Here is a 16,293-nt window from a genome sequence, read left to right as displayed (position 1 = left end):
GCTAACTGGCTTTACATAACATTATTGTAATGTGCCGGACACCTTGACGATAGCTGAGGAAGGTTAGTATCTCCGGGTAACTGGTCTTGGCTCGTCTTTCTGCTTCAACTGTCCAAATATTTTCGAATTCGGCAGGAAGCCTGAGCCCTTTCGCTCAAACAGCAATAATTATGTGGGGATGTAGGGGTGTTCAAAAAAAATTATGGGATGTCAAGAATGCGGGAGCAGGTGATCCTTCCTATATCTTCAGCACCAAATTTCGTTGGGCTACGTCTAAGCCCGATACAGCGAGTCATCAATAAGTTTAGGACAATCCATCATAAGCTTTGGGAGATTTCCATGTCCATGCTGCTTGGCCAGCCGCTGTATGCGGTTGGCTTTGCTGCGGTTGCCGCAGCGCTTGTATTAGCTCCGCCCGCTCTGGCAGACCCAGCCCCATCTTATGAGACCTTGACAGAGCATCTCGATCGAACCCCGGCGACACTAGAAGCCGAAGCGTTGCTCGACGCCGCCAATGCGCGCGCGCAACAGGCCCGTGCATTACCTAATCCTTCCGTCACCCTGGAGGCCGAGAACGCTTACGGCAGCGCGCCGTTCACTGGCTATGACGCCGCAGAGACCACGTTTTCCGTCAGCCAACCCCTGGAACTGTGGGGACAGCGGGGTGCACGTATTGGTGCCGCCCGGGCGGCAGCTGACGCGGCTGCTCTGCGCCGCGACCAATCGCGATGGGCAGTGGCCGGCCGCCTGGCGCTGATCTATGCCGAGGCGGAAGCCGCTTCCTTGCAGTATGAGCTGGCCGTCGAGGCACTGTCGCTGACGCAGGCGGATGCAAGCGCGGTGATGGCCCTTATAGAAGAAGGTCGTGAGCCCACGCTTCGTGGCATCCAGGCCGAAAGCGAGGTGGAGGCTGCTCGTGCCGTCGTGGACGAAACACAGGCAAACCGAGATGCGGCTTTCGCGCGTCTCGCCGCAGCAGCGATGCTGACCGAACCTGTCACATCCATCGGAACCAGCCTGCTAGATCGCGCACCCAGCCCCTTTGCACAGGATGTACGCAATCCCTTGGCTGTTCAGATTGCCGAAGCCGAACTGGATGCGGCTGGTCAATCCGTAACCGTGGAGCGACTGCGTGCTCGTCCCGACGTGACCGCGTCGCTCGGTGTCCGACGATTCCAAGAATACGACTCCCAAGCACTTATGTTCGGCATCAGCGTATCCGTTCCGCTGTTCGATAGGAATAAGGGCGCTATCAGTGCAGCGCGTGCCGAGCAGCGAGCTGCCGAGGCGCGGCTGACCGGTTTGAAATTGGAGGTCCAGGCAGATCGCAGTGCTGCACAAGCCCGCCTCACTGCATCGATCACCCGGACACGTGCTGCCGATAACGGCGTCGCTTCTGCCGAAGAAGCCTACCGCCTTGCACGCGCTGGCTTCGATGCCGGGCGCATCTCGCAGTTGGAGCTGCGCAGCATACGGTCTGCCTTGATTGCCGCACGCAATACCGCTGTGGACGCACGCATAGCGCGCGTCCGTGCAGAAGTCGAACTCGCGCGCCTTGACGGCCGCACCCCATTTTGAGGAAGCATAGATGACAACCACAAATATCCGGCTCCTCTGTGGAGCAGTCCTACTTGTTGCCCTTGGTACTGGCTTCGGCCTTGCCCAGCTCATCCCGCACTCGGAGCACGCCGCTCACGTCGAGGATGATGAGCACGCCGCTCACAATGATCCTGACCAGCAGGACGAGCACGAGGATGCGCCATCCGAGGAAGGTGTCGTCGCATTAACCGCGAGGCAAATCGAAGCCTCGGGTATCAGCATCGTAGACGTGGGCCGCGGCGGCGGTAACGAGTATCGGCTGTCAGGCCGGGTCGAGTCTGCAGTGGGCGCTCGGGCGGTCGTAGCGGCGATCACGGGCGGAAGGGTCGAGCAGATACACGTCGCCCCGGGCTCATCGGTTGAAGCCGGTCAGCTCCTGGCTGTCATAGTCAGTGGCGATGCAGCTACTTTGCGTGCAAACGCCGATGCCGCAGTTGCCGAGGCCGAAGCTGCGCGCCTCGCTTATCAGCGCGACTTGAACCTCGTCGAACAGGGGATTGTCGCTCGTCAGGAAATGGAAGCATCTCGCGCCCGCTCACTCGCCGCTGACGCTGCAGCAAGAGCGGCGCACGCGCAGGTCGTGGCAAGTGGCTCACCGGATGCGTCGGGGCGCCTCAGTATCGTCAGCCCCATCGTGGGCGTAATCGGCGCAGTCCCTATCACGGCAGGTGGCTTCGTTGCAGCGGGCGGCGCCGTCGCGGAAATCTCCGATCCGGCGCGAGTGGAGCTCGTCTTCAACGCTCCTCCCGCATTGGCATCCGAGGTTACCTCTGGAGCTCGTCTCCAAGTCACAGGTCCGTCTGGCAGCTTCGAAGCCGTGGTCGTTGGCGTAGCCGCCAATGCGCGCGAGCAAAGCGGTGCAGCTGTTATTCGCGCGCTATCGACTTCAAGTGCCTTACCGCCTGCTGGGTCCCCCGTGACAGGGACCGTCGTCACAAACAGCCAGGAAGGTGGTCTGACCGTCCCCGCCGATGCCGTTCAAACCGTGGAGGGACGATCAGTGGTGTTCGTGGCTGATGACAATGGCTTCCGCGTTACACCGGTGCTCGCGGGTCGGCGCGCAGGCGAGTCCATCGAGATTCTCAATGGACTGTCTGGCGATGAACGCATTGCCGGAATGAATGCCTTCCTGTTGAAGGCCGAACTCGCCAAGGGCGAAGCCGAACACGGCCACTAAGGACTACTCATATGTTCAAGTTCATTATTGAAACAGCGGTCCGCTTCCGCTGGGCCGTGGTCTTCGTCGCGACGCTCCTCGTGGTTTATGGCCTGTTCCAGCTCAACAAGCTCCCAATTGATGCCGTGCCAGACATCACCAACCGCCAGGTGCAGATCAACACCATAGCGCCCGCGCTCGCGCCCGGTCAGATCGAGCGCCAGGTAACCTATCCACTTGAAACAGCCTTGGCCGGCATCCCCGGGCTGACTAGCACCCGCTCGATCTCACGTAACGGATTCTCCCAGGTCACCGCCATTTTCACCGACCAGACCGACATCTACTTCGCACGCCAGCAAGTGGCCGAACGCATGCGCGAAGTGGAGGAGGAGTTGCCCGAAGGGGTGACGCCGATGATGTCGCCGGTGACCACGGGTCTGGGCGAAGTACTGATGTGGACGGTGGATTTCACGCCGTTCGATCCGGCGAACGTCGGTCAACCGAACGAACCGGGTTGGCAGGCCAACGAGGTCTATCTGACGCCGGAAGGCGACCGCCTCACGACGCCAGAGGAGCGTGCCACCTACCTGCGCACTGTGCAGGACTGGATCATTGCGCCGCAGATGCGCTCGGCTCCGGGGCTTGCGGGCGTCGACACGATCGGTGGCTATGTCAAGGAATATGCCATCCGCCCGAATGCCGAACAGCTGGCAGCCTACGGCCTCGGCCTGGGTGATCTCGTGCAGGCGCTTGAACGTTCCAATGTCCAAGCAGGTGCCGGATTCATCCAGCGTGCTGGCGAGGGTCTGATCGTTCGGACAGATGCCCTTGCGCAGACCGTCGACGATCTGGCGCAGGCGCCTGTCGCCAATCGCAACGGCTTCGTCATCCGCGTCTCGGACGTGGCGAGCGTCGGTCTGGGGCAGGCGCCGCGTCTGGGCGCCGCCACGCGCGATGGGCACGAAACCGTGCTCGGCACTGCATTGATGATCGCCGACGGCAACAGCCGCACCGTGGCGCAGGCCGCGGCCGAACGCCTTGCCGAAGTCAATCGCTCCCTGCCACCGAACATCGTGGCCGAACCCGTGCTTGATCGCAGCGAACTGGTGAATTCCACGATCAAGACGGTCGCCAAGAACCTGACCGAAGGTGCGCTACTGGTCATCGCCGTGTTGTTTCTGTTGCTGGGCAACTTCCGCGCGGCAGCTATCACTGCACTGGTGATCCCGTTGTCATTCCTATTCGCAGTGATCGGCATGAATCGCTTCGAGATCAGCGGCAACCTGATGAGCCTGGGCGCGCTCGATTTCGGCATCCTCGTCGATGGTGCGGTGATCGTAATCGAGGCGACGCTGCTCATGCTTGGCCAGAAGCGGGCCGAGTTGGGTCGTGCATTATCCGCAGGCGAGCGGCTGGGCGTGGCGATCCAGGCGGCGCGCAAGATGGTGCGGCCCGCTGCTTTCGGCCAGACCATCATCCTGCTGGTATTCGCACCGATCCTCACGCTGGAAGGCGTCGAGGGTAAGACCTTCCAGCCCATGGCGGCGACCCTCATGCTTGCCTTGGTCGGTGCATTCATCTTGTCGTTCACCTTTGTGCCGGCGATGGCGGCGCTGTTCGTGCGCGAACCCAAGACCAAGTCCCAGCATATCCCAGAGCAAGAACATGAGCATGAACATGTTCATGAACACGGACATGATGGCGAGCACGAAACTCGCCTCATCCGATACGTGCGAGGCAAGGTCGAACCGGTCATCCGCATCGCGGTAACGCGGCCACGTGCCGTACTTGCAGGCGCTGTTCTCATGCTCGCGATCGGCTCGGTAGCTTTCATCTCGCTGGGTCGCGAGTTCATGCCCACGCTCGACGAAGGCAACCTCGCGATGCAGGCCCTGCGGGTTCCTTCTGCTTCGCTTGAGCAATCGCTGTCGATGCAGCTTGCCCTAGAGAGGGCACTGACGAGTGAGCCGGAAGTGAGGACCATCTTCTCACGCACGGGTACGGCGGAAGCGGCCATCGATCCGATGCCGATCAACATCTCCGACAGCGTGATCGTGCTCAAGCCTCGCTCGGAATGGCCCGACCGATCATTGGACAAGGAAGAGCTGATCAGCCGGCTTGAGTCCATCGTCGGCAACCAGATCGGCAATGCGTTCGAGTTCAGCCAACCCATCGAACTGCGTTTCAACGAGCTGATTTCCGGCGTGCGTACCGACTTGGCCGTAATGGTCTTCGGCGACGACTTCGACATCTTGCAGAGAACCGCGGATCAGGTCGCGCTCAAGCTGCGTGGCGTAGAGGGTGCCGCCGACGTCCGTGTGGAACAGGTTTCGGGACTGCCGACGCTCACGGTGCGGGTCGATCACGCCGCCGCCGCGCAGTACGGCTTGACGGCTGCCGATGTCAGCGAAGCGGTCGCGACCGGCATCGGTGGCACCTCGGCTGGCAAAATCTTTGAGGGCGACCGCCGCTTCGATGTGGTGATCCGGTTTGACGAAGACGCGCGCAACGATCCGGCGCAGCTCGCTGCGCTGCCCATCGTCGCGCCTGACGGCATGGTGGTGCCGTTGGCCTCCGTTGCGCGTATCGACGTCAGCGAAGGTCCCAGCCAGATCAGCCGCAACAACGGCAGCCGACGGATCGTGGTTCAGGCGAACGTACGCGGTCGCGACCTGGGCGGGTTCGTCCAGGAAGCACAGGCCGCGGTGGCCGATGTATTGCTTCCAGCGGGGGTGTATCTGACGTGGGGCGGGCAGTTCGAGAACCTGCAGCGCGCCGAGGCACGGTTGGCGTTGGTGATCCCGGTCGTGTTCCTGCTGATCGGAAGCCTGCTGTACATGGCACTGGGCACGATCCGTGAAGCAGCGCTGGTGTTCGTCTGCGTGCCATTGGCGTTGGTGGGAGGTGCATTGGCGCTGATGCTGCGCGGCATGCCCTTCTCGGTATCGGCAGCCGTGGGTTTCATTGCCGTGTCGGGCGTGGCGACGCTCAACGGCCTGGTGCTGATGCAGGCGATCCGCGAACGCTTGACCGCAGGCGATTCGCCGCTGGAGGCCGCCGCTGGCGGCGCGGCCAGTCGCCTGCGTGCGGTGCTGACCACGGCGCTGGTGGCCATCGTCGGTTTCATTCCGATGGCGATCGCGACCGGCTCCGGGGCCGAAGTGCAGAAGCCGCTGGCCACCGTCGTCATCGGCGGCCTGATCACGGCCACTGTATTGACCCTGCTGGTGCTGCCTACCTTCGCCGCACGAGCTGCGAAGCCAAAGACCCGTAAAGGGGGAGCACGCACATGACGAGCAAGCTGCGTCTCGATCTCCCCATCCTGCTGCCGAACATTTTGCACGACGCCGATGCCTGCGTGGGGCGCCTCTTGGCCGAGCTGCGGGGCCAGGCGGGCGTGGAGGATGTCCATGTCCGACGTGATGGCTCCTCGGCAACGCATCAACTCTGCATCCACTATGACCCCGACATGCTTCCGCTCGCGCGTATCCGCGAACTGGTCGAGACAACAGGTGCGCGCATTACCGAACAGTTCGGCCATCTCGTCTGGAACATCGAGGGCATCACCCACCAGCGGCGCGCGCGAACGGTAACCGAACAGTTACTGAATCTGCCCGGCGTGCTCGAAGCCGAGGTCAGCGTCGGCGGCGTGGTACGACTGGAATTTGACCGTAAGCAGACATCAGAGGATGACATTCGTGTAGCGCTGGCAGAAGCCGGGGTGGACCGCAAGCCCAAAACACATTGGCACGAGGCGGACGGCGACCGACGCAAGAGCGGCGAAGATACCGACCACCATCATGGCGGCATCTTCGGCGCCAATAGCGAGCTGATCTTCTCCCTGATCTGCGGTGCACTCCTCGCCACGGGATTCGCAATCGAAAAACTGACGCCTGTGCCAGGTTGGTTGCCGCTCGCCTGCTATCTCGGCGCGTACTTCTTCGGCGGCTTCTACACCGTCGGAGAAGCGCTCCAGAACCTGAAGCTCAAACGTTTCGAGATCGACACGCTGATGTTGGTCGCCGCGGCTGGCGCGGCGGCGCTCGGGGCATGGGCCGAAGGTGCGCTTCTGCTGTTCCTGTTCAGCCTTGGTCATTCACTCGAACACTACGCTATGGGTCGCGCCAAGCGCGCGATTGAAGCGCTCGCCGAACTTGCTCCGGCGACCGCTAGGGTCCGTCGTGACGGCAAAATCATGGAGGTCGCAGTGGAGACGCTGGCGCTGGGCGATGTGGTGATCGTCCTCCCCAATGAGCGCCTGCCAGCGGACGGATTTGTAGTGTCAGGTGAAAGCAGTGTTGATCAGGCCCCTGTCACCGGGGAAAGTGTGCCAGTCGATAAGCGTCCCGTCACTGACCGCGCGGAAGCCACCGCGCGGCCCGATCTGCTGGACGCGGCGCATCGCGTGTTCGCAGGCACTATCAATGGTTCTGGCGCGATCGAGATCGTGGTGACCAAACGTTCCTCGGAAAACGCGCTGGCTCGCATCGTGAAAATGGTCAGCGAAGCTGAGACGCGAAAATCGCCGACCCAGCGTTTCACAGATCGGTTTGAGCGTGTTTTCGTACCGGCAGTGCTGGCGCTTGTGGTGCTGCTGCTGTTCGCAGGGGTCGTGGTGGACGAGCCATTCCGGGATAGCTTCTATCGTGCGATGGCCGTTCTGGTCGCAGCCAGCCCTTGTGCACTCGCTATCGCTACGCCGAGCGCCGTGCTCTCTGGTATTGCTCGCGCTGCGCGGGGCGGGGTTCTGATCAAGGGAGGCGCTCCGCTCGAAAAGCTCGGATCACTCCATGCGCTAGCGTTCGACAAAACCGGCACGCTCACAGAAGGCCGCCCACGTATCACTGACGTATCACCGGCCCCCGGCGTTGGTGAGGCCGAATTGCTGGCAACGGCGGTTGCGGTCGAAGCACTGAGTGACCATCCTCTGGCCCGCGCGATCGTGCGCGATGGCACGCAACGTCTTGGCGGTGCACCTCTGTCTACTGCGTCCGGGCTTCGCAGCCTGACCGGGCAGGGCGTAGTCGCTCGGATCGAAGACGATACGGTGCAGATTGGCAAGGCCGAGATGTTCGGCGCTGATGACCTGCCACCCTTGTCGGAGTTTGTTGCCGCCGCTGTCGAACAGCTCCGCAACGAGGGGCGGACCACCATGGTGGTCCGCCGGAATGGGAACGACCTTGGCGTGATCGGCCTCATGGATACGCCACGCGCGTCGGCACGGTCTGCGCTTGAGCGACTACGGGAGATCGGCATCACCCGCATGATCATGATCTCCGGCGACAACCAGCGAGTCGCTGATGCTGTCGCCAAGCAAGTCGGCTTAGACGAGGCGTGGGGCGACCTGATGCCGGAAAACAAGGTGGAGGCAATCAAGAAGCTGCGAGAAACCGGCGACGTTGCGATGGTTGGCGATGGTGTCAACGATGCCCCAGCCATGGCCAATGCAACAGTGGGAATCGCCATGGGCGCGGCAGGATCGGACGTAGCGCTGGAAACAGCCGACGTTGCCCTGATGGCCGACGACCTGTCCTCTCTGCCGTTCGCCGTCGAACTCAGCCGGCAAGCGCGCACAATCATTCGGCAGAACCTGTTCATCAGTCTTGGCGTTGTGGTACTACTGGTGCCTGCGACGATCCTGGGGCTCGGCATCGGTCCAGCGGTTGCGGTACATGAAGGCTCGACGCTGGTGGTTGTGTTCAACGCACTCAGGCTGCTCGCCTATCGGGAGAGACGTGCTAATCCGGTGCCCGCCACATAAACATTCCTTTTTCTCAGCGACTTTGCAGCGGATTAAGGCGCACAAGCAGTAGCTAAAGGTATTTCGCGGATTAGCGCGTGGCGGCGCAGGTCGCCATCATTCTTCTGTCGCTGTCAGAGCTATGGAGTGTGCTTACGAGATGGATACCCGGGCTACGGCTCCCGCTGATAAATCTTGTCCAGCTACGCGTGTATGCCCTGATGCGGGCACTAGAGCCTGTTTCGGAGCAACCGTCTTCGGCAGTGTGTTTGGGTTATAGGGGCAGAATGTGACCAACGTCAACCAGGTAAGTACTGCGGGCCGCGGGCGATCCTGCCCGTGGATTAGTACGATGTGCTGATACCGCGCTTACGTTTGGCGACCCTAGTCGATAGCTAGGAGTTTGAAAATTGACTAGACGCTTCTTGGCGGCCAGTTCTGAGTGCAACACCTAGCCACTAACCGGTAAGGTATTGTCATGAACTATACAGAACTCAGTATTGAAGAGCGTGCCACACTGCAAATTGGCTTAAGCCATAGCCTTAGTTTGCGTGCCATCGCACGATTGATAAAGCGCTCACCATCAACAATTAGCAGAGAAATAAAGCGTAATAGCAATTCTGCAGGGCAGTATATTGCTCCTCAAGCACAGCAGTCGCGGTGCAGAAATCGTTTGTTGTGTCGACCAAAAAAGAAGCTTGAGTTTGATAGTGAGTTGTTTGAGCTTGTTGCTTATATGCTCAGGCATAAGTTTTCTCCTCAACAGATAGCAGGTAAACTGCGCACGATGAACATACCCGGATATGAACGTACTTACGTCTGTCGAGAAACCATCTACAGCGCTATCTATGCCTTGCCTGTGGGTGAGCTACGTAAAGAACTGATCATCTGTCTTCGACAAGGAAAAACAACGCGCAGACCCCGTTCAGGTGGTGTGGATCGCCGCGGCCAAATACCTGACATGGTCAGTATTCATCTGCGTCCGCCTGAAATTGAAGATCGATTGATGCCAGGGCATTGGGAAGGCGATTTAATTAAGGGTAAAGCCAATGGTTCAGCTGTGGGCACGCTGGTTGAGCGAACCAGTGGTTACCTTATTTTAGCCCGAATGGCTGATGCTACGGCGACTTCAGCGGTTAACGGCTTTAGCGCTGCTCTGAATCGTATGCCTGCAGAGCTGAAAAAGAGCTTAACTTATGATCAAGGTCGTGAGATGACTCGCCATGCTGAAATCACGCAGAAGACCGGCACTGCTATTTACTTTTGTGACCCGCATAGCCCTTGGCAGCGCGGGAGCAATGAGAATATTAACGGTTTGATTCGCCAGTATCTTCCCAAGGGCACAGATCTGTCGGGGTACACCCAAGAGCAGTTAGATGCGATAGCGTATGAGCTTAATATTCGACCTCGACAACGATTTAATTACCGTTGTCCTATCGAGGTTATTACTGATGTAGTCTTGTCAGAACAAAAGATGCTTGGGTCAATTCAATAGGGTGTTGCACTCAGAGTCTGCAACCGCCCTCTTATGACCGAAATGTAATGTTAGAGTCATGATCGAGACAGTATTCATAACGTATAATTAACTCACAATTACTGGAGGTCGTTATGAATACAAGAAAACTGTTAGTAGCAATTATTTTTCTAAGCTCAACGCAATTGGCTTTTGCAAGCTCATCAATTGATAATCTTACTCAAAAAAATCAACAAAAAAATATTGAAATCACACAAAAGTATGCTGCGAGTAATAATAAATCAGTACCGGAAATTGTAGATTATAAATATGGAATGCCGATTGATGTAAAAAAACTTATACACGCAACGAAAGAAATTAAAACTTGTGGAAACTACAAGAAAATAATGAGCTTCGAAGATTCTCAAGGTGATTTACACGCCGTTCGCTATACGGTATTGGGTAGTTGTCGCCAAAGTGAAGGTTGATGATATTGCTATCAGAGCAGGATTAAATATCTAATTTTCAATTAATGCTATCCGTTCCGATAAAGCATTAAGTAACTTTCATAATTAATACAAAAATAGCTTGGCCGCCAATTCTGAGTGCAACACCTAGCCGATAAATAAGCTAAGGTGTTGGAATGCAACAGTATACTGAATTATCTATCGAAGAACGTGCCGTGATCCAAGTGAGTTTGAGCATGGGCATCAGTCAACGAGGCATCGCTAAAAAACTCAAGCGAAGCCCTTCAACGATCAGTCGTGAAATAAAAAGAAACTCCGTAAATAGCGAATATACGGCGCAAACAGCACAGCAAATAAGATGCCGTAAAAGGCAGGTCTGTAGGCCCAGTAAAAAGCTGGTGCCTGGAGAAGAGCTGTTTGAGATTGTTATCGAAATGCTTCAGGATAAGTTTTCTCCCGAGCAAATTGCAGGTCATTTACGCAACATGAATACAACCAACGTCAAAGACCGTTACGTGTGCCGCGAGACCATTTATAATGCCATCTACGCGCTGCCTGTGGGTGAGCTGCGTAAAGAGCTGATCATTTGTTTGCGTCAAGGCAAAAGCACTCGCAAGCCACGTACAGGTGGTGTTGATCGTCGTAACCAGATCCCCGATATGGTCAGCATTCATGTACGTCCCCCTGAAGTCGAAGACCGCTTGGTTCCAGGGCACTGGGAGGGTGATTTGATTAAAGGGAAAAATAATGCTTCTGCAGTAGGCACGCTCGTTGAGCGCAGTAGTGGTTACCTGATGCTGGTTAAGATGAATGATGCTACTGCGACCTCAGCAGTTGAAGGCTTCAGCACAGCCTTAAACCGAATGGATTTACCACTGCGTAAGAGCATGACTTATGACCAAGGAAGGGAAATGACGCACCATGCTCAGATCACTCAAAAAACAGGCGTAGCCATTTACTTCTGTGACCCGCACAGCCCTTGGCAGCGCGGCAGCAATGAAAATATCAACGGTTTGATTCGGCAGTATTTACCTAAGGGCACAGACTTGTCGGCTCACTCTCAGACTGACCTAGATGCGATAGCCTATCAGCTCAATATCCGACCACGAAAACGCTTTGATTTTCGCTGTCCAATTGAAGTGATAACCGATGTAGTATTATCAGCTAATATTAATGAAGAGCAAAAGCACTAGGTGTTGCGCTCAGAGTCTGCAACCGCCGTAAAGGTCAGGCAAGCCTAGCTGTATCACTAAAAAGTTTCAGCATTTAGAACCAGTTAACCACTATCCTGTCAATAAGTTCGGATCAACCATCATTTGCAATGGAGACATAGATGAATACTCGCAGCTTGCTCGATCAGCTTCTCAACTCAGGTAAAGAATTACTGCAAGGGCAGAATACAGCACAATCCAATCAGACAAATCCAGCAGCTCCAAACGAGCCCAATACAGCACTCAATGGTCTGCTTGGCAGTATTGGTGGTGGTGCTTTGGGTGGCGGTATTATCAGCTTACTGATGTCCAGTAAAAAGGCACGCAAGGTAGGTGGCAATGTTATTACTTATGGTGGCTTAGCAGCGCTGGGTGTCGTGGCCTATAAAGCTTATAGTAACTGGCAAAATAACAATCAAAATCGGGGTCAGGGACAGCCCAGCGCACCTTATACACAACATCAACCGCAGACAGTGGATCGTGTGTCCCCAGCAGTCATGGAAGAGCATAGCCAAGCTATTCTTCGCGCACTTATTTGTGCAGCCAAGGCGGACGGTCACATTGATGAGCGCGAGCGGCAGCTTATTGATGATGCAATCGCCAAGCTCACCAACGAGCCGCAGCTACAATTATGGTTCCAACAAGAGTTGCGCAAACCTCTCGATCCAGCTGACCTAGCTTTAGCAGCGAAGACCCCGGAAATTGCAGCTGAGATGTACCTCGCCAGCATTCTTGTAGTCGATGAGGAAAGCTATATGGAGCGAGCCTACCTTGACGAACTTGCACGTCAACTGCAGCTTGCACCTGCACTAAAAGCGGAGTTGGAAGCACAAGCAATAGCGCATCACTCTTAAAATTAAGCGCTTAAACAGCAGTTGAGTGCCCTAGCGGCGAATGTAGATGATTAGCATATTGTATCGCGCAGACTACACCAGCGATTGGTGATCCGTCGTCGTGCATAACCTTTGCTCTGGCTCACCCTTTTATAGTGAGAGCCGATAGTAAACCGACATTAGCCTTACGCAATCAGACAGGATAGCCATGAGACATTTTTATTTGGATTTTATCTTTACCGCTATCGCCTTAATGGTGGCAGCGTGGTGGGGATATTCACACAGTGGTATGGGCGGGATGATATCTGCGCTATCGATTACCGCTATTTTGGCCGTCATGGAAATCTCGCTATCGTTTGATAACGCGGTGGTTAACGCCTCAGTGCTCAAAAACTGGGACAAATTTTGGAAAATGATCTTCTTAACCGTTGGTATCTTAATCGCTGTATTTGGTATGCGTTTAGTCTTCCCAATTGTTATTGTTGCGGTTACCGCAGACCTCGGCATGATGGAAGTGGTTAACTTGGCATTAAATGATCCCAAAGAATACTCGACAAAACTTTTAGAGCATCATGCTGAGATTTCAGCCTTCGGTGGTATGTTCTTACTGTTAGTGTTCTTAAACTTCTTATTTGATGAAAAAGAAGTGCATTGGTTTGATTGGCTTGAAAGCCGCTTGGCAAAACTCGGTCAAGTAAACGCTATGAGTGTATTTGTGGCGCTCGCAATCTTAATGTTATCCCTAACATGGGTGACTGAAGTACAGGCTCCTGCGGTATTGATTGCAGGCATTTGGGGTGTCTTAATCTACTTAGGCGTGCAAATCGTATCGGGTATGCTTGAAAGTAATGGCACTAGTACAGCAGCAGGAAGTGCCATTTTGAAAGGTGGTATCGCCGGTTTCCTATATCTTGAAGTGCTAGATGCTTCATTCAGTTTTGATGGTGTGATTGGTGCATTTGCAATCACTAATGACGTCATCATTATCATGCTAGGGCTAGCGATTGGTGCTATGTTCGTGCGTTCTATGACCATATTTTTGGTGGAAAAAGGCACACTTGATGAGTTTATCTACCTTGAGCACGGTGCGCATTATGCGATTGGTGCATTAGCTATTATTATGCTGTTATCGATGAGATTCCATGTGCCAGAATTGGTGACTGGTCTTATTGGTATCGCTTTCATTGGCTGGGCTTTACTTGCATCACTTAAGCACCGTAAGCAAGAAGCTAAAAATATTATCACTTAACATTTAAGTCCGCTCATACTGAAACCTTTGCTAAGCAAGCGTATCAATACATTTATGCAAATAGACGCTAAGGAGCGTACATGGCAGGTGCCAGTTTACTAACCTTACTTGATGATATCAGTCTGATATTAGACGATGTTTCACTCATGACTAAGGTTGCCGCTAAAAAAACTGCGGGAGTATTGGGTGATGATTTAGCGCTCAATGCTGAGCAAGTTTCCGGTGTTAAAGCAGACCGTGAGCTGCCTGTGGTTTGGGCAGTCGCTAAAGGGTCATTCGTTAATAAACTTATTTTAGTGCCATCAGCACTGCTCATCAGTGCCATTTACCCACCTTTAGTCACCTTCTTATTAATGTGCGGCGGTCTCTATTTGGCTTATGAGGGTGCTGAAAAAATAATTCATAAATTCTGGCCGCATCTTTTGTCTCATGATGAAGAGCAAATCGCGCGCCTACGCGCCAATGCTGATGAAACAGTTGATTTGGTTGCTTTTGAAAAGGATAAAATCAAAGGCGCGGTGCGTACAGATTTTATCCTGTCGGCAGAGATCATTGTCATTGCGCTAGGCTCAGCAATTGGAGCGACTCTTCTAGAAAAAAGCTTAGTGCTTTCCATTATTGCCATTGCTATCACCGTAGGCGTTTATGGCTTGGTAGCGGGTATCGTCAAAATGGATGATTTAGGTTTATACCTAATGAAGCAGACGGGTAATGCTAAGCAGAAAATAGGCGGGTTTTTATTGTCTGCGGCACCAAAGCTGATGAAGTTTTTATCTATTGCTGGGACGTTAGCGATGTTTCTAGTTGGCGGCGGAATCTTAGTGCATGGAATTGATTTTTTACATCATGAAGTTGAAGACTTAGCGCACCTGACAGGAGTGTTTGAAGACATAACCACCATGCTCTTAAATGCTTTAGTAGGTTTAATCGTCGGTGTTATCGTCGTGGCTTTTGTTAGCCTTATTGGTAAATTACGCGGTAATAAATCATCTTCTGTGAATTAAAGCCTATTCATACATGTGTGTTTATAAGATTTGAACTCATAAGGCATAAGCCAGCAATCATCATTCTTTAGCAATATTTACTGAGTTTTATTAGCTGGGTGATGAGGTTGGCTTCAGCGCAAAACCAGCCTAACTTACTAACTCCCTTTTACAGAGCGTACAGCAATGTTTGAATTCGACTTGAGCTTGAAATTGATGGGATATCATCTTTTTCAATTAGGAATTGCTTTCATACTTTCACTACCGATTGCTCTCAACCGTGAGATGAAAGATAAGGGTGCAGGGCTCAGAACCTTTCCATTGGTAGGTATTGCATCGTGTGCTTTCATGCTAGTCGCTGTAGATATTTATCACGGTTCGCAGCCTGAGGCGAGAATCATGTACGCTATTATTACGGGCATGGGCTTTATCGGTGGTGGTGCTATTTTTAAAGGTGAAAATACAGTAAAAGGTACTGCGACGGCAGCGAGTTTATGGAATACAGCTGCTATCGGCATTTCAGTGGCTTATGGGCGTTATGAGATAGCGATAATATTGTCGGTTGTTAATTTTCTAATTCTACAATTCTCAGAACCATTCAAGACAAAAAATAGGCTGGACTAGTTATTCTACTTACGAGAACTGCTATTTTTCGCGTGGATTACCGATGTAGCTCTCTGTCATTGCGTACATATTGCATCAAACAAGCGGTCCTCAGTTCAAATCCACATGCTTGGCGCGGTCACCATAAAAACTCAATTACATGTTTTTAGGTTGCGTCACCGTGCAGAAGGTAGAATGCTTTTATGCGATTGATAATTATTCAGTGATTTTCTAAAAATAATTTGCGGAAAATGAATACTGCTGAAATGGTACTGCTACCAAGTGCCGCATTTTTAATGCTTGTGGCTTTAGCAGGTAAATTAAAATGCAGTGCTTCATCGCTAGCAAATGATTACTGTTGCGCCTTTAACTGCAGTTTGGCCGTTCTCTTCGTACCATCAAAGTACATCTGAAATTTGGATTTAGGCGCGTCATTTTTATCAGTTGAAAGCAAAATCAGATATTTCGGACACCAAAAAGTATTCCAAGCTAAACTTGAACCGATTAAATTCTTTATTAATCAATAGCTTGAAAGCTCTGTTCAGATTACCCCGGCCCACCAAAAAGAAACACCTAAGCCCTTGATTATCCTAGTGATTTTCAAGGGTTTTTGCTTTTTAGGGTGCTTGTTGCCCATTTTTTGCTCTCACTGCTAGAGGGTTAAGCGTAAGCGTAACAACAACCCCACATAGCCAACGCTTTTCTGATGCCATAGCTTACCCGTTTTAATAAACGAGGTGATGTATGAGCCGTCAATATCGCAACACAGCGCAGTGGTTAGAGTTAATCGAAGCTTTTGAGCACAGCGGGCAAACCCAGGTCGAGTTTTGCGCTGCGCTTAAGCTCAATCCTAAGTATTTTAGCAAGCGCCGCAGTGAGTTATTAAGCACTCATCCTGAGTCTGCTTTTATTCAGGTGCAGGCTCAATCAATAAGCACGCCAGCAGCAGGTTCTGGTGCATCATTGGCGTTGCGCTTTCAGCAAACTGAATTAACTTTA

The 16,293-nt window shown here is 53.5% G+C and carries 12 protein-coding genes; all 12 read left to right on the top strand.

The window, feature by feature from the left end; genetic code table 11:
* Positions 1-339: 339 nt before the first annotated feature.
* Positions 340-1,578 (top strand): TolC family protein, encoded by a 1,239-nt coding sequence (locus H591_RS0110455; protein ID WP_022966905.1) that lies wholly within the window; start codon positions 340-342, stop codon positions 1,576-1,578.
* Positions 1,579-1,588: 10 nt separating this feature from the next.
* Positions 1,589-2,776: an efflux RND transporter periplasmic adaptor subunit gene (locus H591_RS0110450; RefSeq protein ID WP_022966904.1), complete on the top strand. Its 1,188-nt coding sequence runs from the start codon at positions 1,589-1,591 to the stop codon at positions 2,774-2,776.
* A gap of 11 nt (positions 2,777-2,787) precedes the next feature.
* Positions 2,788-6,048, top strand: a complete 3,261-nt coding sequence (locus tag H591_RS0110445) for an efflux RND transporter permease subunit (RefSeq protein ID WP_022966903.1) — start codon at positions 2,788-2,790, stop codon at positions 6,046-6,048.
* Positions 6,045-8,516 carry a heavy metal translocating P-type ATPase gene (locus H591_RS0110440; RefSeq protein WP_022966902.1) on the top strand — a complete coding sequence of 824 codons (2,472 nt, stop codon included), beginning with the start codon at positions 6,045-6,047 and terminating at the stop codon, positions 8,514-8,516. The genes H591_RS0110445 and H591_RS0110440 overlap by 4 nt, the downstream gene beginning before the upstream one ends.
* A gap of 457 nt (positions 8,517-8,973) precedes the next feature.
* On the top strand, positions 8,974-9,990 hold the full coding sequence (locus tag H591_RS0110435) for an IS30 family transposase (protein WP_022966901.1): 1,017 nt from the start codon (positions 8,974-8,976) through the stop codon (positions 9,988-9,990).
* A 113-nt stretch (positions 9,991-10,103) separates the two neighbouring features.
* Positions 10,104-10,436, top strand: a complete 333-nt coding sequence (locus tag H591_RS0110430; protein WP_022966900.1) for a DUF2790 domain-containing protein — start codon at positions 10,104-10,106, stop codon at positions 10,434-10,436.
* A gap of 155 nt (positions 10,437-10,591) precedes the next feature.
* Positions 10,592-11,608 carry an IS30 family transposase gene (locus H591_RS0110425; protein WP_022966899.1) on the top strand — a complete coding sequence of 339 codons (1,017 nt, stop codon included), beginning with the start codon at positions 10,592-10,594 and terminating at the stop codon, positions 11,606-11,608.
* Between the two features lie 140 nt (positions 11,609-11,748).
* Positions 11,749-12,480: a tellurite resistance TerB family protein gene (locus H591_RS0110420; protein ID WP_022966898.1), complete on the top strand. Its 732-nt coding sequence runs from the start codon at positions 11,749-11,751 to the stop codon at positions 12,478-12,480.
* 187 nt (positions 12,481-12,667) lie between these two features.
* On the top strand, positions 12,668-13,708 hold the full coding sequence (locus H591_RS0110415; protein WP_022966897.1) for a DUF475 domain-containing protein: 1,041 nt from the start codon (positions 12,668-12,670) through the stop codon (positions 13,706-13,708).
* An 80-nt stretch (positions 13,709-13,788) separates the two neighbouring features.
* On the top strand, positions 13,789-14,712 hold the full coding sequence (locus H591_RS0110410) for a DUF808 domain-containing protein (RefSeq protein ID WP_022966896.1): 924 nt from the start codon (positions 13,789-13,791) through the stop codon (positions 14,710-14,712).
* Positions 14,713-14,877: 165 nt separating this feature from the next.
* Positions 14,878-15,315, top strand: a complete 438-nt coding sequence (locus H591_RS0110405) for an MgtC/SapB family protein (protein ID WP_022966895.1) — start codon at positions 14,878-14,880, stop codon at positions 15,313-15,315.
* Positions 15,316-16,038: 723 nt separating this feature from the next.
* The coding region (gene tnpA, locus H591_RS15280; protein WP_022966894.1) for an IS66 family insertion sequence element accessory protein TnpA at positions 16,039-16,293 on the top strand (255 nt) is incomplete at its 3' end.

The sequence above is a fragment of the Denitrificimonas caeni DSM 24390 genome (genome assembly GCF_000421765.1).
In the GTDB taxonomy this organism is placed as follows: Bacteria; Pseudomonadota; Gammaproteobacteria; order Pseudomonadales; family Pseudomonadaceae; genus Denitrificimonas; species Denitrificimonas caeni.
This window is presented reverse-complemented; position numbering and strand designations above follow the sequence as displayed.